The sequence below is a fragment of the Methylophaga sp. UBA3603 genome (assembly GCF_002375335.1).
Taxonomy (GTDB): Bacteria; Pseudomonadota; Gammaproteobacteria; order Nitrosococcales; family Methylophagaceae; genus Methylophaga.
The window spans coordinates 302088-323829 of sequence record NZ_DFMC01000007.1; the positions used below are offsets into that span (position 1 = coordinate 302088).

The 21742-nt window shown below is 46.3% G+C and carries 11 protein-coding genes; 7 read left to right on the plus strand and 4 right to left on the minus strand.

The window, feature by feature from the left end:
* Positions 1–323 precede the first annotated feature (323 nt).
* Both B4F66_RS05165 and B4F66_RS05170 read left to right on the plus strand, forming a co-directional pair.
* Positions 324–1046 (plus strand): plastocyanin/azurin family copper-binding protein, encoded by a 723-nt coding sequence (locus B4F66_RS05165; RefSeq protein WP_292354436.1) that lies wholly within the window; start codon positions 324–326, stop codon positions 1044–1046.
* A gap of 487 nt (positions 1047–1533) precedes the next feature.
* Positions 1534–2601: a mechanosensitive ion channel family protein gene (locus B4F66_RS05170; protein WP_292354434.1), complete on the plus strand. Its 1068-nt coding sequence runs from the start codon at positions 1534–1536 to the stop codon at positions 2599–2601.
* A gap of 192 nt (positions 2602–2793) precedes the next feature.
* On the opposite strand, the gene pqqA (B4F66_RS05175) is transcribed toward B4F66_RS05170, so the two are convergent.
* Positions 2794–2865: a pyrroloquinoline quinone precursor peptide PqqA gene (gene pqqA / locus B4F66_RS05175; RefSeq protein WP_081443609.1), complete on the minus strand. Its 72-nt coding sequence runs from the start codon at positions 2863–2865 to the stop codon at positions 2794–2796.
* Positions 2866–3097: 232 nt separating this feature from the next.
* Here pqqA (B4F66_RS05175) and B4F66_RS05180 point away from each other — a divergent pair, with 232 nt between their 5' ends.
* Both B4F66_RS05180 and B4F66_RS05185 read left to right on the plus strand, forming a co-directional pair.
* The gene (locus B4F66_RS05180) at positions 3098–3790 is read left to right on the plus strand and encodes a plastocyanin/azurin family copper-binding protein (protein ID WP_292354432.1); all 693 of its coding nucleotides are present in this window, start codon (positions 3098–3100) and stop codon (positions 3788–3790) included.
* A gap of 289 nt (positions 3791–4079) precedes the next feature.
* Complete coding sequence (locus tag B4F66_RS05185) at positions 4080–4292, plus strand: hypothetical protein (RefSeq protein ID WP_292354431.1); 213 nt, start codon at positions 4080–4082, stop codon at positions 4290–4292.
* Positions 4293–4578: 286 nt separating this feature from the next.
* Here B4F66_RS05185 and pqqA (B4F66_RS05190) read toward each other — a convergent pair whose 3' ends face one another.
* Positions 4579–4650: a pyrroloquinoline quinone precursor peptide PqqA gene (gene pqqA / locus B4F66_RS05190; RefSeq protein WP_081443609.1), complete on the minus strand. Its 72-nt coding sequence runs from the start codon at positions 4648–4650 to the stop codon at positions 4579–4581.
* Between the two features lie 485 nt (positions 4651–5135).
* Between pqqA (B4F66_RS05190) and B4F66_RS05195 the strand changes: the two genes are divergently transcribed.
* Entirely contained in the window at positions 5136–13745 is an 8610-nt protein-coding gene (locus tag B4F66_RS05195) for a glycoside hydrolase family 94 protein (RefSeq protein WP_292354430.1), read from the plus strand.
* A gap of 82 nt (positions 13746–13827) precedes the next feature.
* On the opposite strand, the gene pqqA (B4F66_RS05200) is transcribed toward B4F66_RS05195, so the two are convergent.
* The gene (gene pqqA / locus B4F66_RS05200; protein ID WP_081443609.1) at positions 13828–13899 is read right to left on the minus strand and encodes a pyrroloquinoline quinone precursor peptide PqqA; all 72 of its coding nucleotides are present in this window, start codon (positions 13897–13899) and stop codon (positions 13828–13830) included.
* A 107-nt stretch (positions 13900–14006) separates the two neighbouring features.
* Positions 14007–15083 carry an NAD(P)-dependent alcohol dehydrogenase gene (locus B4F66_RS05205; protein WP_292354429.1) on the minus strand — a complete coding sequence of 359 codons (1077 nt, stop codon included), beginning with the start codon at positions 15081–15083 and terminating at the stop codon, positions 14007–14009.
* Between the two features lie 734 nt (positions 15084–15817).
* Between B4F66_RS05205 and B4F66_RS05210 the strand changes: the two genes are divergently transcribed.
* Together B4F66_RS05210 and amt are read left to right on the plus strand one after the other, a co-directional pair.
* Positions 15818–17992 carry a glutamine synthetase III family protein gene (locus B4F66_RS05210; RefSeq protein ID WP_292354428.1) on the plus strand — a complete coding sequence of 725 codons (2175 nt, stop codon included), beginning with the start codon at positions 15818–15820 and terminating at the stop codon, positions 17990–17992.
* Between the two features lie 241 nt (positions 17993–18233).
* The gene (gene amt, locus B4F66_RS05215; RefSeq protein ID WP_292354427.1) at positions 18234–21659 is read left to right on the plus strand and encodes an ammonium transporter; all 3426 of its coding nucleotides are present in this window, start codon (positions 18234–18236) and stop codon (positions 21657–21659) included.
* Positions 21660–21742 lie beyond the last annotated feature (83 nt).

The window sequence follows — 21742 nt, forward strand, 5'->3', positions numbered from 1 at the left end:
GGGTATATAAGGCTGTTATGGATATTTGAACTAACTTACTCGACCTCTTGTGCCGGTTCGATTCCGGCCCCGGGCACCATCAGAAATATCTAAGCCTCGATACTGAAAAGTGTTGGGGCTTTTTTTTGGCTTAATTTGTAATGATTAAGACTTAATCTGACAGCAGTTAGCTTTTTATAAGCATAAAAACAACATCAAAACTGGCTCTCCACGCTAATTAACACAAAGCTGATATTTGGATTTAGTGGGATATCGAACCTACTGCAGGTTTTTCACTGTTACACTATTGTTGAAATTTTTTGCCTTTAATTAAGGAACACAAGATGCTCAAAGCAATTACGACGTTTACACAGGCGAGAAACATTGCAATGGCACTGACCATGTCATTCTTGACCGCTACGCTGATCACTGGTTGTGGTAACGATGACAGCTCTGACACCACACCAAGCCCTGAAACTGAAATGAGCTCCGAAAATCAGAGCAACATGGACGCGACTGAAAACATCACACCAAGCGCACCAGAAACTGAAGTGGTCATTGAAGATGAACCTATCGCTGAGAGTGATCAGACATCTGCGACGGATCAAACTGAAGCAACAGAGACAAATATTGAAGCTGAAGAGACTGATTCTGCATCGACCGCTGATAAAGCAACCACTACTCCAGCCGATGAGCCAGCTAGCGAAGGTCCCGAAACCCATACTGTTATGGCGCAAGGGCTTAAATACATTCCGCTGGTCATCACCATCAAGAATGGAGACACTGTTTCCTGGCGCAACATGCCCACTCACAACACAAAGTCACTCGATGGCTTGATTCCGGAAGATGCTGAGCACTGGGAATCACCCATAAATGAAAACTATGATCGGACATTTACCCAAGATGGTATCTATGTCTACAAATGTGTCCCTCACTTCGGAGCTGCCATGGGGGGCGTCGTTATTGTGGGCGAGCCAGTCAATCTGGAACAGATTAAAAACGCCGATGCCAAGGGCGCTGCTGGCCGTTTGGTCAGAAAGGCTATTTCTAAAGCAGAAAGTATGTAGTTTTTTTGCCTGAGAAGTTGATACCAAAAAGCGGATTCAAAACGGAATCAGCATATGAGTGTTGGGGTGGAGAAACTAATGTAATGGCCTGTTCGATTACGGCCCCGGGCACCATCAAAATATCAAAGCCTCAATACTGAAAAGTGTTGGGGCTTTTTTTATGTCTAGAGTTCACCCCCAATTCCACGAACGTGTTTTAAAAATCCCTAAAAAAGCGCCTGAATTGATGGGTTAATAACCTAAAGGTTTTTAATTGGCCATCTACTCGTTTATATCGCGTTGAAGGTGTTCAGGAACGGCTACATAAATTTTAAGGTGCACTTTTTTGGTTCAGCCTGCCAACAAACCGTGCAACTTTAACGATATAACGCTCAGAAATTGCATCATTTTCTGTCCTATCACTTGATACGAAACACGCTGACCGCTTTCTCATTAAGGGCACAACTTCTGCATAAGTTATTACTAACTTAGTCATTAAGGTTGCGTAATGAAGTTCCAGGATTGGCTTGATGCCTTGCCCCAATGGTCAATGATGACGATCATTGTCTTGGGCGCTTTTATTACACTTACTCTTGTTAAGCGATTTATTCTGGCACGTATTTTAAAAGCCGCGGAGACCAGTCAAATCTCCCTAATCGGCATAATCATTAAATCGGTCAACTTCCCCCTCACACTTGTGTTACTGGCGTTCCTTTCCAAACTCTTTGAACAGTTGTTGGTACATTATTCAGTCAACATAAATTCCAGTATTTTTAATATTGTTGCCAAGCTTCTGCTCATCTTAGCGTTAGTGGTATTTGTTGATAGATTGGTGAACGGTTTAGTTGGCCGCTATGCCGATAGAAACGTTAGTTTCAGAACCAGCAAAGGCATCATGCAAGGTATCACGCATATCGTGATCCTCGGCCTTGGCTTGCTGATGATTCTCAGCACCATCGGTATTTCCTTGACTCCCATTATCGCCTCACTGGGTATCACGTCTTTGGCGCTGGCATTGGCGCTGCAACCGACACTGGAGAACTTCTTTTCCGGCATTCAGCTGGTCATCGATAAGCCTATCCGGATGGGAGACTTTATTGAGTTGGATTCAGGTGAACAAGGCTTTGTTGAGAAAATAGGCTGGCGATCAACCTGGATCCGAATGCTTCCCAACAATATTGTGATAATGCCCAATAGTGTTTTATCAAAGTCGAAGCTGATCAATTATTATTATCCGGAAAAACAGCTTTCCGTACCGGTTGAGGTCGGGGTGCACTACAACTCTGATCTGGAATACGTTGAGCGCGTAACGCTCGAAGTCGCCCGTGAAATTCTTAAATCACATAAATGGGGAGTGGAGGAATATGAGACATTTGTTGTTTTTCACACTTTTGACAATTCCAGTATTAATTTCACCGTTATGTTAAGAGCCCAGGAATATTTCAATCGCTTTTGGGTGAAATCAGCGTTTATCAAAGCCCTTCACAAACGCTATAGAGAAGAAGGCATCACCATTCCATATCCCATCAGAGCGATAAACTATGATCAGGAAAGCTCGGAGCAACGACCATCATGAGGAATTTACCCCCCTCGGCTTTGCGCCTGTGCAGTTTTGATTCCAGCCCTGGACACTATCAATTTATAAGTGCTTTTTTTAAGCTTGAGATTCGAGATTCCGAAACTTTTTAAAGTTTGGATGGAGTAACGCATCACCTAGCCACAAAAAAGCCCCCTTCCGGGGGCTTCTTGTTTTGCGTGGTTTCAAATCTTAACGATTACAAATGTACATCGTTACTTCAAAACCGAAACGCATGTCTGAATATTCTGGTTTAGTCCACATGATAATCACCTCCAAGTTATTTCGTTAACTTACGATTGAAATGTTACGCTGACAGTTAAAAATGCCATAAGGTGATTTACTCATCCGGACTCAGGATTTTACTTTATGCATTTTCACAATAAACAACTGGGGTGAATATAATAATTTTGCGGTTTAGAGGGAAATCGAACGGACGGGGTTTGCCATTGTCCTAATCTGTAACAAGAGTTTTTTTATCAGGAGAGTACAAAATATGCTTAAAGCAACTTCGGCGTTTACACAAACGAGAAATATCGCCATTGCACTGACTATGTCTTTCGCGGCTGCCACGCTGTTTACAGCCTGTGGTAGCGATGACAGTTCTGACACGACACAAAACCAAGAAACGGGAATGAGCTCTGAAAATCAGAGCAATATGGACACGACTGAAAATATCACCCCGGCCCCATCAGAAACTGAAGTGGTCATTGAAGATGAACCTGCCGCTGAGCTTGATAAGACTGATAGCACCATGGCTACTGAAGAAACAGAAGTCAGTGGAACATCAGATGACGCAGCCGCTCAAGCCGATGAGCCAAAAAGTGAAGGAGCAGAAACGCATTTCGTAACTGCAGAGGGCCTGAAGTTTAATCCGCTGGTCGTCAAAATTAATTCTGGTGACTCTGTGTCTTGGCGCAACATGAGCACACATAACTCTGAATCAATAGATGGCTTGATTCCCGAAGGTGCCGAGAAATGGAACTCGCCGATGAGTGAAAATTATAAGCACACCTTCACAGAGGAAGGCATTTACGTCTATAAATGCACACCGCATATTGGTTCAGGTATGGGTGGAGTCATCATCGTAGGTGAACCAGTAAATCTCGAACAGATTAAAAATGCCGATGTCAGTGGCGGTGCTGGACGTCTGGTCAGAAAAGCAATATCTGAAGCAGAAAGTATGTAATTTCGGGCTCAGATAACTTGGCACCATAGCAAAAAGGCACTTATTTTAAGTGCCTTTTTTATATCTGATGACTCGTCCTGAAATAAGTCTACTGATCGGAAACGTATTTGGACAAGCTAAATCCAAGGCATCGGCATACCCAGAAAGATTGAGTGTTGGTCCTGGAATTGTCTGTTGTTGACCAAGTCAAAAAACCCTAGCTAGTCATAGACTTACTATATTTTGGATAAAGTTGAACTTTTTCAATAGCTCGTGCTCTGACGTTATTTACCTATATGGAATCGTTAAAATGCCCCTTAAAACCCGAAGACGTAGCGTATTAGAGCACGCCATAATTCATAGTCAGGATGAATTGGATCGACTGATCAAAGAATTAGATGCACAAGAGCAGCATGAGTTAGAAATGAGCCGTCGATTTGGAAGAAAACCAAGAAGAATGTCTGGAAAGTCAGCTCCTTTACTACTTGCAAAAGCTTTTCAGAATATTCAAAAGAAAAATTGAAACATAAAGTCAGCTTTAAACTTTATAGCAAGATTCCCAACTCACTATGTACAGAAGCAATGATTGTCATAAATTAATACAAAAAAACACTTAACATCCAGTAAGTTTTTAGGGGGTGGTAGTTGATACTGGTCCCGGTAATAAATAAAACAGGCACACATTCATGAGTGCTTTTTTTATGTCTGAAATTTGATATTTAAGAGTGTGATGTCGTGATTTCATCCCCAACACTCGCCCACAAAAAAGCCCCCTTTCGGAGGCTTCTTGTTTTGCGTTGTTTCAAATCTTAACGATTACAAATGTACATCGTTACTTCAAAACCGAAACGCATGTCTGAATATTCTGGTTTAGTCCACATGATAATCACCTCCCGGTTGTTTCATTAACTTACGAATCAAATATTACGCCTGCAGGTAAATTTTCCATAAGGGGATTTGCTTGTCTGTGCTCAGGATTTTGCTTAACTTAAATCAAGTACATTTGATTCATATACGACTACTCTATTTAACAGGCTTGCCAAAGAACGTTGAAGATTATTTGTAACGGATATTTTGCATAAAGACAGGCTTAATGGGTGTTTGGTTTCTTACACAAAATCATCAAACATAACACCGAAATTGAGCCCATACTGTGCATTAGTCCCCACTAGATAAGCGAAACGACACCCCGCCTATTTTCTACACATCATATTAGGGCTTGTTGATCTTTCATAACTGCCTTTTTTGTTTCTGAAAGCTAAACAGCCCCTTGTGATGCACCTGCAGCTTCCCGTTGCAGTTGCTGGCATCACATTCGAACGAGGAGATCGACATAGATATCAAAGAGTTCGGATTGGCAGCACGCATGCGACACGTCCTTCGAAATGAAAAGGACACGGAGTTGTTGCGCTCAGAATTATTAAGCATCGAACAACTCAAACGCCACGCGATGACCCTGGCTCAGGAACATCAAATTGATCCAAAACTCGATTCAGATAAATTGCTGCCTCGGTTAGCCGATAATTCGCGCGTTCTGCATGTTGCTTATGATGTTGTGACCAAAGCAGCCACCGCTGGGCAATCCATGGTGCCCGCCGAGTCGTGGTTACTGGATAATTTTTATCTTATCGAACAGCAAATTCTGCTGGCAAAAAATCATTTACCACGAGGCTACAGCCGGGAATTACCCAAGCTGGCCAACGGCTTGTCTGCTGGTTACCCACGGGTTTACGACCTGGCAATTGAATTGATTTCCCATATGGATGGCCGTCTAGACAGCGATAATGTCAGCCAGTTTATTGCTGCCTATCAAACGGTTGAGCCTTTAAAACTGGGCGAGTTGTGGGCGTTTCCAATTATGCTGCAATTGGCTTTACTAGAAAATTTACGCCGCGTTGCCGTACGTATTGCTCAACGTCGTGAAGAACGCGATGCCGCGATCACCTGGGCAGACCGCATGCTGGCGATGGCGGAAGATGATCCGAAAAAACTTATTCAGGTATTGGCTGAATTTGCCAATGCCGATGTACCGTTAACAGCTTCTTTTGTGGAAGAATTTTATGCCCGGCTTCAGGCGCAGGGCCCGGCCATGGCCTTTGTGCAAACCTGGGTTGAACACAGATTATTAGAACAGGGTGTCACGGCCACACAATTATCAGAATCATCAGGTCGTGTGGCGGCCGCCAATCAAATCTCCATTGCCAATAGTTTCAGTAGCCTACGCTTCATTGGCATTATGGACTGGAAACAGTATGTCGAATCCCTGAGTGTGGTTGAACAGGCATTAAAGCAAGGCGATCCGAACGTTTATCCAAGGCAGGATTTTGCAACACGTGACCGGTATCGGCATGTTGTCGAAGATATTGCCCGTAACAGCAGTTGTAGTGAGTTGGAAGTTGCCCAAGGCTGTATTCAACTCACAGCAGAGGCTGCCCGAACCGTCGGTGCAGATCATCGTAAAGCTCATATTGGTTATTATTTAATCGATGACGGTCGCACCCTGCTCGAACAGTCGGTGAACTGCGAAGTCTCGTGGAAGCTAAAAGCAAGACGCGTTATTAAACGTTCGAGATTATCGCTATACCTCGCACCGATAGTCATCCTGCCTATCGTGTCAACGCTATTGATTGTTAGCTGGCTTTTCCAGTTAAATGTTGCTGGCTGGCTGCTCGGATTATTGGCAATCCCACTTTTAATCAGTGTCTCAGCATTGATGATTCCACTAATTAATCACTTTATTACCTTAATACTGCCGCCACGTGTTTTACCCAGGCTGGATTTTTCTCAAGGCATTCCACAGCAACATCGCACCATGGTCATCGTGCCAACCTTACTAGCCAGCACCAAGGATGTGGATGAACTGATTGAAGCGATACAAATTCGCTATCTGGGTAACCGGGATGCCAATCTGTTTTTTGCCCTGCTAACTGATTTTCATGACGCAGCCACAGAAACCTTGCCAGAAGATGCCGCGATCATCAGCTATGCAACCAAGGCGATTGAGAGGCTGAATGATACCTACCGAAATGAAGATCGGCCGTGCATTTTTTACCTGTTTCATCGCCCACGCGTCTGGAATCCTTATGAAAAAATCTGGATGGGCTATGAACGTAAACGTGGCAAATTAGAACAATTCAATGCCAGGCTTCGTGGTGAGGCGTTAACTGCATTTTCGGCTATCGTCGGTGATACCGATATTTTAACGACTATACAATATGTCATTACCCTGGATACCGATACCCAGTTACCTCGTGACGCAGCGCATGCATTGATCGGTAATCTAGCACATCCACTGAACCGGCCGGTTTTTGATGAAAATGTCGGGCGGATTGTGGATGGCTATGCGATTTTGCAACCGCGAGCATCGATTAGTCTGGCCAGCGCCAACCAATCCCGCTTCAGTAAATTGTATTCTGGAGCATCAGGTATTGATCCCTACACCCGGGAAGTGTCGGATGTATATCAGGATATTTTTGGCGAAGGTTCATTTATCGGTAAAGGCATTTACGATGTCGATGCATTCCGGCAGGTGACCGAAGGCCGTTTACCCGAAAATCTGATCCTCAGCCATGACTTACTCGAAGGTGGCTACGCGCGATCAGCGCTAATTACCGATGTGGATTTAATTGAATCACATCCACCCAGTTATCCCATTGAAACCAGTCGCCGTCACCGCTGGATTCGTGGTGACTGGCAATTAGTCGGCTGGTTGTTACCCAACGTTTTATGTTCAAACCGGATGGATGACAGCTTAACGCCATGGCGCAAAAATCCTTTGTCTCTGTTATCAAAATGGAAACTGCTGGATAACCTGCGGCGCAGCCTGGTGGCGCCGTCATTATTGATTTTGTTAGTGATGGGGTGGTTATTTGCCACTGGAATAGTCTGGTTTTGGACCTTGCTGTTGCTGACAATCATATTGTTACCCACTCTGCTATTTTCGCTGATCTCGCTGGTGAAAAAGCCCAAACAAAGTGACTGGTTGTTGCATTTGAAAATGACGGTTCTATCCACTGATCGTCCGATAATGCAGGCATTGATGTCGCTGATATTTCTGCCATATGACGCACTGATAAACCTCAGTGCCATCGTGCAATCCGGCCTACGGATGTTGTTTACTAAACGTGGCTTATTAATCTGGCAACTTCCAAGCTATGCCCGTCGCAACAAATGTCAGACGCTAACGGATTATTTCCGAGAGATGTGGATTGCACCGCTGCTGGCAATTGTATTAACGCCGACGCTATTATCCATTCCGGCGATCAATCCTTTGTCTGTATTAGTGTTTTGCCTACCGGTTTTAGTGTTATGGCTGATATCACCGGTCATTGCCTGGTGGATCAGTCAACCAGCTGTTGAGAAGGCACAAGATTTAACACTGGAGCAGCAACAATTTCTGCGGATCGCAGCTCGCAAAACCTGGCGCTACTTTGATGACTTTGTCAGTGCTGAAGAGAATTGGTTACCACCTGACAATTTTCAGCAATATCCAGCGCCGCTAATTGCAACGCGTACCTCGCCAACCAATATGGGCATGTCATTGTTAGCCGATTTGGCGGCCAATGATTTTGGCTATATCACTATCAGTCAAAGTCTCGATCGCATCGACAAGACCCTAACCACGATGGAAAAGCTGGAACGCTATCGCGGGCATTTTTATAACTGGTACGACACTCGCACCTTAAAAGTACTGCCGCCGTATTATATTTCATCGGTCGATAGCGGCAATCTGGCGGGTAGTTTACTGACCTTGGCTGCGGGCCTCGCCGAATTCAAACATCAGCCTATTATTACCGCCAGCGCATTTGAAGGTCTTCTAGATACCTTTAAGGTATTCGTTGAGTCGCTTGATGCCGCAACCCAAAAGTCATTGGCCAGTGAAATTAACCGTCTGAATGAGGTTCTGAATTCATCTATCTCACGACAAACTGTTATATCAATCGACAAAACGGCCGATATTTTAGAGAACATCAAACATAGCAGTGAAGTCATTGCTGAAATGTTAGTGACAGATATTGATGAAGAAAGTCGCTACTGGATACAAGCTTTTAACTTGCAAGTCAGCGCCTTACTGGATTCGCATACTACGTTGCTGGCTGAGTCCTCTCCATCAGATCCGATGCCAACGCTGCATGTATTAGCGGCCAGTCAAAATGTACATGCTTTATCAAATCTGAACCGGATCGATGCGTTAATTCATCGCTGCCATACCGTAGCGATTATGGATTTTGGCTTTTTATATGATTCAAAAGCTGAATTATTAACCATTGGCTTTGATGTCACTGAACGTCGCCGGGATCTGGCGTGTTATGACTTGCTGGCTTCAGAAGCCAGACTGGCCAGCTTTATGTTGATCGCTCAAGGCCAGGTGCCTCAGAAACATTGGTTTGCTTTAGGACGCTTACTGACCAGCCATGGTGGTGATATCAGTTTGATCTCCTGGAGCGGCTCGATGTTTGAGTATCTGATGCCGCAGTTAATCATGCCCAGTTATGCGGATACGTTACTGGATCATAGCTGCAAGGCGGCTGTATCACGCCAGATTCAATATGGCCGGCAACGATCGGTGCCGTGGGGTATTTCCGAATCGTGTTACAACACCACCGATCTTAATCAGGTCTATCAATACCGGGCGTTTGGCGTTCCAGGACTCGGATTCAAACGGGGCCTGGGCGAAGATTTAGTGATTGCACCCTATGCCACCGCGTTAGCGTTAATGGTGATGCCACGCGAAGCCTGTATGAATTTACAAGCCCTTGAAGAACAGGGTTTTTCAGACGATTACGGTTTTTATGAAGCGATTGATTACACACCGCTGAGGGTGCCGCGAAATAAGAGTTATGCCATTGTGCAATCATTTATGGCGCATCACCAGGGCATGAGTTTGCTGTCATTCGCCCATGTTTTATTAGATCAGCCGATGCAGCGGCGTTTTCTTTCCGATCCACAGATCCGGGCCACGGAGTTGTTACTTCAGGAACGGGTGCCAAAACAAAGTGCCACATTGCATCCACATGCTGCAGAAGTCAGTGCAACCGCCAAACCACCGACGGCTGATAGCCGCTCTATGATGCGTGTCTTCACGCATAACACGCAGATACCTGAAGTCCATTTACTGTCTAATGGTCATTATCACGTGATGGCAACGAATTCAGGTGGCAGTTACAGTCGATGGAATAATCTTGCGATTACCCGTTGGCGTGAAGATGTCACTGCCGATAACTGGGGCACCTTTATCTATTTGCGTGATATGGATAATGGCCAGTATTGGTCTACCACCTATCAACCGACATTACGCAAAGCCGATCATTACGAAGCGATTTTTGTTCAGGCGCGGGCCGAATACAGACGCCTGGATGCAGAAATTGAAGCACATACTGAAATCAGTGTTTCGCCAGAGGATGATGTTGAAATCCGGCGGGTTACCTTAACCAATCAGTCGGAAGTCCCGCGTCGTATAGAAGTCACCAGCTATGCCGAAGTGGTGTTGGCACAATTAACAGCCGATTTGGCTCATCGAGCATTCAGTAATCTGTTTGTGCAGACTGAAATTCTAGCGGACAAACAGGCGATTATTTGCACTCGACGTCCCCGGACAGCCGGTGAAAAAGTGCCATGGATGTTTCATTTAATGGCAGCACCCGGTGCAATCACTGATTTACCATCATTTGAAACAGATCGCTCTAAATTTATTGGCCGCGGAAGAACTGCCGTTAATCCGGTAGCACTCACTCACAGAGATTTAGATGAATCCGCCATACACCGTTTATCTGATACCGATGGACCAGTACTGGATCCTATTGTCGCTATTCGTCGCACGCTGATGCTATCACCCGATGTGTCGACAGTCGTACAGATTATTTCCGGTGTTGCTGAGAGTCGTGAAGCGGCTCTGACATTGGTAGACAAATATTGTGATCGGCATTTTGTTGATCGGGCGTTTGAAATGGCCTGGTTTCAAAGCCAGGAAGTATTACGTCATCTTAATATCAATGAAGCGGATGCCCAGATTTATGGCCGTTTAGCCAACTCGGTTATTTTCGGCAATAGATTACGCCGTATTGCACCAGAAATTATTGCCCGCAATCAGTTGGGACAATCACGATTATGGCGTTTTGCCATCTCGGGTGATTTACCCATTGTGTTGTTGCATATCGGTGATATCAATCGTATCGACCTGGTCAAACAGGCTCTGCAGGCCCATTCATACTGGCGCATGAAAGGTCTGGTTGCTGATCTGGTGATCATCAATGAAGATTTTTCCAACTACCGTGCTGAGCTTCAGGATCGCATTATGTCTCTGATTAATGCCGGCCCGGAAGCACAAGTGCTGGATAAACCGGGTGGTGTATTTTTACGCCGTTCCGATGAGCTGACCGAAGATGAGAGAGTGTTATTGCAGACCGTTGCTCGTCTGGTATTCAGCGATATTCATGACACCCTGATTGAACAAGTGGATCGTCGTGTTTCCGTTTCAAGACCATCAGATCAATTAACCACCACGGCAAAACCAGCCTTACTTCCGTCCAAGCCGCTGGAACCGCGTGATGGTATTTTCAAAAATGGCCTGGGGTGTTTCACACCCGATGGTCATGAATACGTTGTAAAACTTGAACCGGGTAAAACAACACCAGCCCCTTGGGTGAATGTGATTGCCAGTCCACATATCGGTACCGTGGTCAGTGAAAGTGGTGGTTCATATACCTGGGTGAAAAATGCTCATGAATTCCGACTCACGCCGTGGCTGAATGATCCGGTCAGTGACAGCAGTGGTGAAGCCATTTATATACGTGATGAAGCAACTGGTGAATTCTGGTCACCCACTCCGTTACCGGCACGAGGCCGTTCAGGTTATGTCTGCCGCCATGGTTTTGGTTATAGCGTGTTTGAGCATAACGAAGCTGAAATCACTTCTGAACTCACCACCTATGTAGCAATGGATGCTGCCGTAAAATTTGTAGTGGTAAAACTGACCAATCAGTCAAAACGTAGCCGAAATCTGTCATTAACCGGTTATTGGGAATTAGTGTTGGGTGAATGGCGGCATAGCAATCTAATGCATATTGTCACTGAAACTGAGCCACATTCGGGCGCTGTGTTTGGCCGTAATGCTTATAGCCGTGAATACGCAAACCAGATTGCGTTTGTGCATATCAGTGAACAGAAACAAACCATGACCGGCAATCGTACGGAATTTATTGGCCGTAATGGTTCGCTGGCAAATCCTGCGGCGATGGTAAAACAACAATTATCCGGTAATACCGGCGCGGGACTCGATCCCTGTGCGGCCATTCAAAGTAAATTTGAACTGGCGGCCGGTCAAACGCGTGAAGTGGTCTTTGTAGTTGGTTCGGCAACAAGTGTGCATGAAGCGAATCAGCTGATTCACCAATATGGTGGGCCCGTTGGCGCCAAACAGGCTCTGGAATCGGTTTGGGAATTCTGGAATCACACCCTGGGTACCATCAATGTCGACACCCCGGATCCGGCTTTGAATGTATTAGCCAATGGCTGGCTGGTTTATCAAACCATTTCCTGTCGTTTATGGGGACGTAGTGGCTATTATCAGTCGGGTGGTGCGTTTGGTTTCCGTGATCAATTACAGGACACCATGGCCTTAATTCATGCCACGCCCTGGCTGGCCCGTGAACAGATCCTGCTATGTGCTGGCAGACAATTTGTCAAAGGCGATGTCCAGCATTGGTGGCATCCGCCAAATGGTCAGGGTGTGCGAACGCATTTTTCTGATGATTATCTGTGGTTACCGTATGCCACCTGTCGTTATGTGATGACCACGGGTGATACCGGCATTCTTGATGAGCAGATTCATTTCCTCGAAGGCCGCGAATTAAGTGCTGATGAAGAAGCCTATTATGACCAGCCACAACGTTCGACTGAAATCGCCAGTGTTTATGAACATTGCGTCCGTGCACTCAAACATGGTTTACGCTTTGGAGCGCATCAATTGCCGCTGATGGGTTGCGGTGACTGGAATGACGGAATGAATCTGGTCGGGCAAGACGGCAAAGGCGAAAGCGTCTGGCTGGCATGGTTTTTATATGACAATTTGCAGCAGTTTGCACAGCTGGCAATCACGTTCAGTGATGCTGAGTTTGCTGATAAATGTCAGCAACAGGCTGAAATACTGCGTCATAACATTGAAGAAAATGCCTGGGATGGCGAATGGTATCAGCGCGCCTGGTTTGATGATGGCACGCCGTTGGGCTCTGCCAGCAATGATGAATGTCAGATAGATTCCATCAGTCAGAGTTGGTCGGTCTTATCCAAAGGCGGTGAATTAAACAGAACCATTCAAGCTATGAGTTCCGTGGATAAACGTCTGGTACGCCGCGATGCCCAGCTGATTCAGTTACTGGATCCACCGTTTGATAAATCTGATCTGGAACCGGGATATATTAAAGGTTACGTGCCAGGTGTTCGTGAAAACGGTGGCCAATATACTCATGCGGCTATCTGGACCACCATGGCATTTGCCGCGATGGGCGATAAAAAGCGTGCCTGGGAATTTTACGGCATGCTCAATCCTGTCAATCATGGTGATACAGCAGAAGCCATTGCTCGTTATAAAGTTGAGCCGTATGTAATGTGCGCCGATATTTATGGTGTGGTGCCGCATACCGGCCGCGGTGGCTGGACCTGGTATACCGGTGCAGCGGGCTGGATGTATCGGCTGACGGTAGAAACGTTATTAGGCCTCAATCTGGAAGATGGCCATCTCCGAATTGCTCCGTGTGTTCCAGACGACTGGCCATCGTTTAAGGTGCATTACCGTTACCATGAAACGCTGTATCACATCACGATAAATTGTCATGCCGGTCAGCCGCAGCAAGTGACAAAGCTGTTACTGGATGATGTTGAAATAAATTCTGCGAGCGAAGCAGGTGCTCACAACGGTAAGTTTCCCTTGATTAATGATCAGCAGGTTCATCATGTGGTGATTGAGTTGAATAGTTAGGGGTAAGCAGACCAAAAGTTGTAAATGACAGACATTAAAAAGCCCCCTTTCGGGGGCTTCTTGTTTTGCGTTGTTTCAAATCTTAACGATTACAGATGTACATCGTTACTTCGAAACCGAAACGCATGTCTGAATATTCTGGTTTAGTCCACATGATAATCACCTCGTTGGTTGTTTTGTTTGTCTTACGGTTCATATATTACGCTGTCACAATAAATAGCCATAAGGTGAATTGCTTGTTGGGACTCAGGATTTTGCTGGTCAGATCTCGATAGCCACCTTCAATACCCCATCGCGTTGATGAGAAAACAAATCATAGGCTTCGGTGATGTTTTCCAGTTTGAACCGGTGGGTCACCATAGGGCTTAAATCCAGTCTGCCGTGCGAAATAACATCCATCAAACGACGCATACGTTCCTTACCGCCGGGGCATAGTGAGGTAACGATTTTGTGGTCGCCCAATCCTGCGGCAAACGCATCGAGAGGAATGGTCAGATCGGATGAATACACGCCAAGACTTGATAATGTTCCGCCGGGTTTCAGGACACGCAACGCGGCTTCAAAAGTGCTTTGTTGTCCAAGGGCTTCAATGGCGACATCGACACCACGTCCACCGGTCAGTTTCAGTATTTCGGCAACCACATCATCTTTTCTATAATCCAGTGTCACATCTGCGCCCATTTGTTTGGAGATCGCCAGACGTTCATCCACCCCATCTACCGCAATGATAAAACTGGCACCCTTTAATCGCGCCCCGGCTGTGGCACACAAGCCAATCGGACCTTGAGCAAATACCGCCACAATGTCCCCAATTTTAATATTGCCTGATTCAGCACCGGCAAAACCGGTGGACATAATATCGGGACACATCAGGACCTGTTCGTCGGTTAAATTTTCTGGCACAGGGGATAAATTCGCCTGCGCATCCGGCACCAGAAGATATTCGGCCTGTGCCCCATCAATGGTGTTGCCAAACCGCCAGCCACCCATAGGTTTATATCCATGAGAGTGTGCTCCACCATCTTGTGCCGAACAGCCATCCTGACAGGCATAGGAGGTATAACTGGGACAGATTGCACCGGCTATCACCCGTTGCCCTTCATGGTAGCCCTGAACATTTTTGCCCAGCTTTTCAATCACCCCGACGGGTTCATGGCCAATTGTCAGGCCTTTTTCAACGGGATATTCACCTTTAAGAATATGCACATCCGTGCCACAGATAGTGGTTGTGGAAATTTTGATTAATGCATCATTATCGCCAATGTCGGGAATGGGTTTATCATCAATCTCGATGCGGCCTGGCTCAATAAAAATAGCTGCTTTCATCATAGTTGCCATAACGCGACTCCTCATAATTGTCTGAGATGTTCCCATAGCTGTAAAAGTGGGAGCGATAAAACCAGATTAGGTCTTTTGGAATTTTATGTCATTGACCCAGATCATTTAAGGCACAACTTGTTTTGCCGTAACTTAAGCACTGCAATAAATTTATGGGGCTAGATAAAAAAAGTCAGGCATAAGCCTGACAAAAACAACGAGAGAGACAACGTCAACTACCAGAAGGATCTTCTGTTGAGATTAGTTATCCGCCTAATTCGTTTCAGAAACCGTGAATCACATCTAATATTTAAAAAAACGATATCAGCCAGACGAAAAACCAAGGGTTTGATTGTAACGAATCACTGACTTATCAATGAAAGCAAAAAATAACTAACAGCTACTACAAAATGTAGCGCCAAATTGCCTTTTTCTCGCCATAATATTGCGCAATATTTATGCCCCATTTTGGTGCTGCCCGCACCTTCTTCGCTCGCAGTAAGACTCAATCCTGACCCTCTCTGCATCCTTAAAAAATCAGTGCCTCAGGCCTATTCTTGTTTTGCTGAATATTACGTTTTCTATGATAATTGGACTGCTTATTGCTTATGACTGTGATTGGATAAAAAGAACTTAATGGTCGTGTTCTGTTTCGCCGTTCTACTCATGATCAATTTTTACGGGGTTAAGCTTCTTACTACCATGTCGAATAACTACAACACGAATTAAACAAACATCGCAAAAAGGATAATTAAATGAGTGGAAACGAAACGCGCCTGACAGCCATTTCACAAATCACCAACCGCGAAAAGATCGCTGTAAAAACACCTGAATCCTTAGATAAGATTTGGGCAACGGATGTATTCAACCTGGAAACCATGGAACAGGCTTTGAATAAATCGGCATTCAAAGCGGTTAAACAAACAGTACAAACCGGCGCACCACTTGCACCGGCGGTGGCGGATGTTGTGGCAGCAGCGATGAAGAGCTGGGCGTTATCCAAAGGTGTTAAGTTCTTCTCACATCTTTTTTATCCAATGACCAATATCACCGCTGAAAAACATGACGGTTTTATTGTGACCAATTCCGAAGGTAATGCGATTACCGAATTCTCGGGCAGCTTGTTGATTAAAGGTGAGCCGGACGGTTCATCATTCCCTAACGGCAGCTTGCGTATGACCAATGCTGCACGTGGTTATACCGCCTGGGATCCAACCAGCCCTGCGTTCATCATGCATACCGAAAATGGTTCAACGCTGATGATTCCAAGCGTGTTTATGTCCTGGACCGGCGAAGCGCTGGATAAGAAAATCCCGTTACTGCGCTCCAATGCAGCCATGGATAAAGCCGCTCGCAAAGTACTGTCATTAATGGGGGAAGAAGAAATTGCCCCACTGAGCTCAAGCTGTGGCGCTGAACAGGAATACTTCCTGATCGACATCAACTTTGCCAATGCCCGTCCAGACTTATTGTTAGCCGGTCGTACTCTATTTGGTGCCTCGCCTGCCAAAGGTCAGCAATTTGATGATCATTACTTCGGTGCGATTCCTGAACGTGTGCAAATCTTTATGCAGGATTTTGAAGACCAGTTGTATCGTCTGGGCATTCCTGCCAAAACTCATCACAACGAAGTGGCTCCTGGCCAGTTCGAAATCGCACCGTATTATGAATCTGCCAATATCGCTGCCGACCATCAGCAGTTGATGATGACACTGATGAAAAGCACGGCAAAAAAACATGGTTTTATGTGCCTGTTACATGAAAAACCGTTCGCGGGTGTGAATGGTTCAGGCAAACACGTCAACTGGTCTGTCGGTAATGCCACACAAGGCAACTTGCTGGATCCAGGCAGTACTCCACACGATAACCTCAACTTCCTGTTGTTCTGTGGCGCGGTTATTCGTGGCGTAAATAAATACGGCCCGCTAATGCGTGCAGTTATCGCCTCTGCTTCCAATGACCACCGTTTGGGTGCCAATGAAGCGCCACCAGCAATCCTGTCTGTCTATCTGGGTGACCAGCTGGAAAAAGTCTTCCAGGATATTAAAGACGGCAATATCGCCTCATCGAAACAAGGCGGCGAAATGGATCTGGGTCTGTCTCAAATCCTTAAATTCGAACGTGATCCAGGTGACCGTAACCGTACTTCTCCGTTTGCCTTCACCGGTAACCGTTTTGAATTCCGTGCTGTCGGTTCTTCACAATCGGTATCCGGCCCATTAGTGGCGATGAACACCATTCTGGCAGACTCGTTAGATTGGATTGCTGAAAAACTGGAAACCGAACTGGCGAAAACGGAATCACGAACCACTGCCGTTTTAGCCGTATTGAAAACATTGATGGAAGAGAATGGCAACGTAGTTTTCGGTGGCGATGGCTATTCTGCTGAATGGCATAGAATGGCGGTTGAGGAACGTGGTTTGAAAAACCTGCCGACCTCAGCTGATGCGCTTCCATACCTGCGTGATGAGTCAATCCGCGAGCTGTTCAAGCGGACCAATGTGTTTTCACCGGTCGAGCTGGAAAGCCGCTTTGAAGTCTATGCCGAGCAGTACATTTTATCGATTGAAGTCGAAGCCAAACTGGTTATCGAAATGGCCAAAACCATGATTTACCCGGCAGCGACGCAATATCTGGGCGAATTATCGATGACCTGTTCAGGTATGTCTGATCTGGGCATTGAAATGGACAACTCGATTGCCAGCTCAATCGCCAACGAAACCAATGCCATGATCGCTGCGGTAGCTGAACTGTCCAAAGCCATAACCAAACATGACTTTGACTCAATCGAAGCACATATGAACTACTGCGCGAATGATATCCATACCCTGATGGATAAAGTCCGTGCCCATGTTGATGCGTTGGAAACGGAAGTAGCCGATGATTTATGGCCACTGCCGAAATACCGTGAGATGCTGTTTATCAAATAAACTAACATCTACTTTACAGGCAACAAAAAGGGCCAGAGAATTTTCTCTGGCCCTTTTGTTTGTAATGATCCCTCGTTTAAATCGTTTTCCTTTCCACTGCAATCAATATTAGCTGAAATGGCACAATTTCTGCTCCTTGAGAAGTCACAACGCTCGATATGGCGCGGGCTGGCGCTATTGTGTCAATAACTGCCAGGCTCTCGCACCGATAGAGTGCTGACTTTATCTTCGGAGACGGATAATGCCTGATATGAGTGCGCTGGATGCTTTGTGGATTTTAATTGCAGCGATGCTGGTTCTGATTATGCAGGGTGGATTCCTGTGTCTCGAATCTGGGCTTACCCGAAGTAAAAATGCGATTAACGTAGCGCTTAAAAACGCCTTTGATTTGATCGTTACCGCCATGCTCTTCTGGCTGTTTGGTTTTGGCATCATGTTTGGTGCCCATGAAGGCATGAAACTCGATACTCACTGGTTTCTTGCTGATTTTTCCAGAGATGAATTCTGGCACGCCAGTTTTTTCTTTTTCCAATTAACCTTTTGTGCCACAGCCGCCACGATTGTCTCTGGTGCTATCGCTGAACGCAGTCGCTTTGTGGTTTACATCATCATCACCGCATTAATCAGTTTGCTACTTTACCCGGTGTTTGGTCATTGGGTCTGGAGCAGCGCCGTTAATGAATCTCCTGGTTGGTTGGAAGCCATGGGGTTCACCGATTTTGCCGGCAGCACCGTAGTACACAGTGTGGGTGGCTGGGTAGCACTGGCCGCCGTGATTGTTATCGGCCCACGTACCGGACGTTTCATTCGAGGCAAAGTACAAAACATCCCAGGCAGCAACCTGCCGTTGGCGATTCTTGGCATGCTGTTCTTCATGATCGGTTGGATTGGCTTTAACGGTGGCAGTACACTGGCTTTTACCACGGCTATTGCCGGCATCATCGTCAACACCATCATTGCAGCCGCTGCTGGTGGAATCACGGCGATCCTGCTTTCAAAAACACAACAGGATAATAGCCAGACCACCTCGCTCACCATTAATGGCACCCTGGCCGGACTAGTCGCTATTACAGCAGGTTGTCATGTAGTTTCAACGCCACAAGCGGCGGTGATTGGAAGCCTTGGCGCGCTGGTGATGTTTCTGGCTGAAAAACAGATGCACCGACTGCAGCTGGATGATGCCATTTCGGCGGTGCCAGTACACTTGGTCGCCGGAATATGGGGCACACTGGCCGTTGCACTTTTTGGTGATTTGCAACTGCTTGATACTGGCTTAAGCCGCTTTGACCAATTGCAGGTGCAATTGCTTGGCATATTTGCTTGTGCCTTGTTTATTTTTCCGCTGACAATCACATTCCTCTTTCTACTGAACCGTTTCATACCTTTGCGCGTCAGCATCGAAGCCGAGCAGCAGGGGCTGAATGTGTCAGAACATGGCGCGAAAACCGAACTGACGGATCTGCTTTCAGCCATGCAAACGCAAGAGCGTAGTGGTGATTTGAAGCAGCGAGTGCCAGTTGAGCCTTTTACCGAAGTTGGCCAGATTGCCTCCCAGTACAACCGGGTGATTGCTAACCTGAACCGCATGGTGACACGCACCCGCTTGATTGTGCGTGATATGCGTGACGGGGTTATCACCTTCTCCAGCCAGGGGATTGTGACCAGCGCCAATCCAGGCGTAGAAATTATGTTCGGCCTTCCTGCTCACCAGTTGGTGGGGCAGCCAACTGATGTTTTACTCCATGAACAAAACCAACAAACTTTTTCGGGCACAAGCCCGGAACGTTTATTTGTCACCCTGGCCAGTAGTCAACAACCGGGGCCTTATGAAATCATCGCCAGACACAGTCAGGGCAACCCCTTTACCCTGGAAGTCACCACCACCGCCAGTCCAACCGAGGAGGGCGTGCAATACAGCGCCATGCTGAGGGATATCAGCGAAAGAAAAAAGATGGAGGCTCGTCTGCACCGCCACTCTGAGCTGGCACAAGTCACACTTGAAGCCATCACGGAAGCAGTTGTTACCTGTGATGCAGCGTATAACATCGTCTATCTTAATCCGATGGCCAGTGAACTACTGGGACAGACATCTGAAGAGGCATTCGGCAAGCCGATTGACGAGATTATTCTGATTGAAGACAGTGAAGCGACCCCAATTAACATCACGACATTGTGTCAGCAGTACTCAGTTAAAACGCCTAACACCAGCCAAAAACGTCTGTTTCTGCTGAAAAACAAGCAAGGTGATGAATTTGAAGTGCAACTGAACTGTGCGCCCTTGCTCGATACCAACCGACAAAATATAGGCTGGGTGGTTGCTTTACAGGACATTACCCAAAACAGTCGTTTGCAAAAGATGCTGAGCTTTCAGGCGGTGCACGACACTCTGACTGGCCTCATCAACCGACGTGAATTTGAAAAGCGTTTGGAATCGCTGATCAATGAAGCACATCATGATAAAGCGGAGCACCTGCTCTGCTATCTCGATTTAGACCAGTTCAAATTGGTCAATGATACCTGTGGACACAGAGCCGGTGATGTACTGTTGAAGCAACTCTCAAATCTTCTTAAACCGGTATTGCGTCAGAGCGATACTCTGGCACGGCTGGGGGGTGATGAATTCGGAGTGCTACTCAGTCATTGTCCAATTGAAAAAGGCCTGGACATTGCCGAGACACTGCGTAAAACCGTCACTGCTTTTCGTTTTTCCTGGGAAGGTCAGGTATTTTCTGTAGGCGTCAGTATCGGTTTGGTCAGTATTACAGAAGCTAGTGGCAGCCTGGATGAGGTGTTAAGCCATGCCGATGCCGCCTGTTACGCTGCCAAGGATCGCGGGCGTAACCGGGTGCATCTGTTTCAGCCCGATGATATTCAAGCTCAAGAGCATCAAGGGCAAATTCAGTGGGCCAGTCGGTTACAGGAAGCGCTCGATCAAGATCTTTTCCGGCTCTATTATCAAACGATAGTTCCGCTGGAAAACAGCGAAAACACCATGCCGCATTATGAAATCTTGGCCCGTATGATTAGCCCACAAGGCGAAATCATTCCGCCAGGTGCCTTTACTCCAGCCGCCGAACGTTTTGGATTAATGCCCAAAATCGACCAATGGGTGATTCGCAACACACTGGCCTGGATGGGCGATCAACTCCGCCAGAACAACCAGCCGGTTTTTTGCTCGATTAACCTTTCCGGTGCCTCCATCGGTCGTGAAGACTGCTTGCAGTTAATTCAGGAACAACTGGCGAAACGCAAAGTACCGGCCAATAATATTTGCTTTGAAATCACCGAAACCGCTGCCATCGCTGATCCAGCCAATGCCGCTCGCTTCATTACCGAACTGAAACGCCTAGGCTGTCAGTTTGCTTTGGATGATTTTGGAAGTGGCCTCTCTTCATTCGGCTATCTCAAACAATTACCCGTCGACTACTTGAAAATTGACGGTATTTTCATTCAAGAGCTAGCCAATAACCGGATTGACCAGGCCATGGTGGCTTCGATTAACAACATCGGCCATATCATGGGGTTAAAGACCATTGCCGAGTTTGTTGAAGACGCCGCAACACTGAATATCCTGCGTCAAATTGGAGTGGATTATGTTCAGGGCTTTTATCTGTCACGACCAGAGCCATTGGAATCACTCATGAGCGTCCGGGTAATGCCGCGTTAGATGATGGATATTTGGGATCCGCGTCCGGATTAAAGGGTTAGCCAAATAATTTAGTTTTATACTTTATCAAGCTGATTGAAAGA

Excerpts from the sequence above, each read along its gene's own strand:
- B4F66_RS05210 (WP_292354428.1), top strand. The coding sequence starts at position 15,818 with ATGAGTGGAAACGAAACGCGCCTGACAGCCATTTCACAAATCACCAAC.
- B4F66_RS05165 (WP_292354436.1), top strand. The coding sequence starts at position 324 with ATGCTCAAAGCAATTACGACGTTTACACAGGCGAGAAACATTGCAATG.
- B4F66_RS05185 (WP_292354431.1), top strand. The coding sequence starts at position 4,080 with ATGCCCCTTAAAACCCGAAGACGTAGCGTATTAGAGCACGCCATAATT.
- B4F66_RS05205 (WP_292354429.1), bottom strand. The coding sequence starts at position 15,083 with ATGGCAACTATGATGAAAGCAGCTATTTTTATTGAGCCAGGCCGCATC.
- amt (WP_292354427.1), top strand. The coding sequence starts at position 18,234 with ATGCCTGATATGAGTGCGCTGGATGCTTTGTGGATTTTAATTGCAGCG.
- B4F66_RS05195 (WP_292354430.1), top strand. The coding sequence starts at position 5,136 with ATGCGACACGTCCTTCGAAATGAAAAGGACACGGAGTTGTTGCGCTCA.
- B4F66_RS05170 (WP_292354434.1), top strand. The coding sequence starts at position 1,534 with ATGAAGTTCCAGGATTGGCTTGATGCCTTGCCCCAATGGTCAATGATG.
- B4F66_RS05180 (WP_292354432.1), top strand. The coding sequence starts at position 3,098 with ATGCTTAAAGCAACTTCGGCGTTTACACAAACGAGAAATATCGCCATT.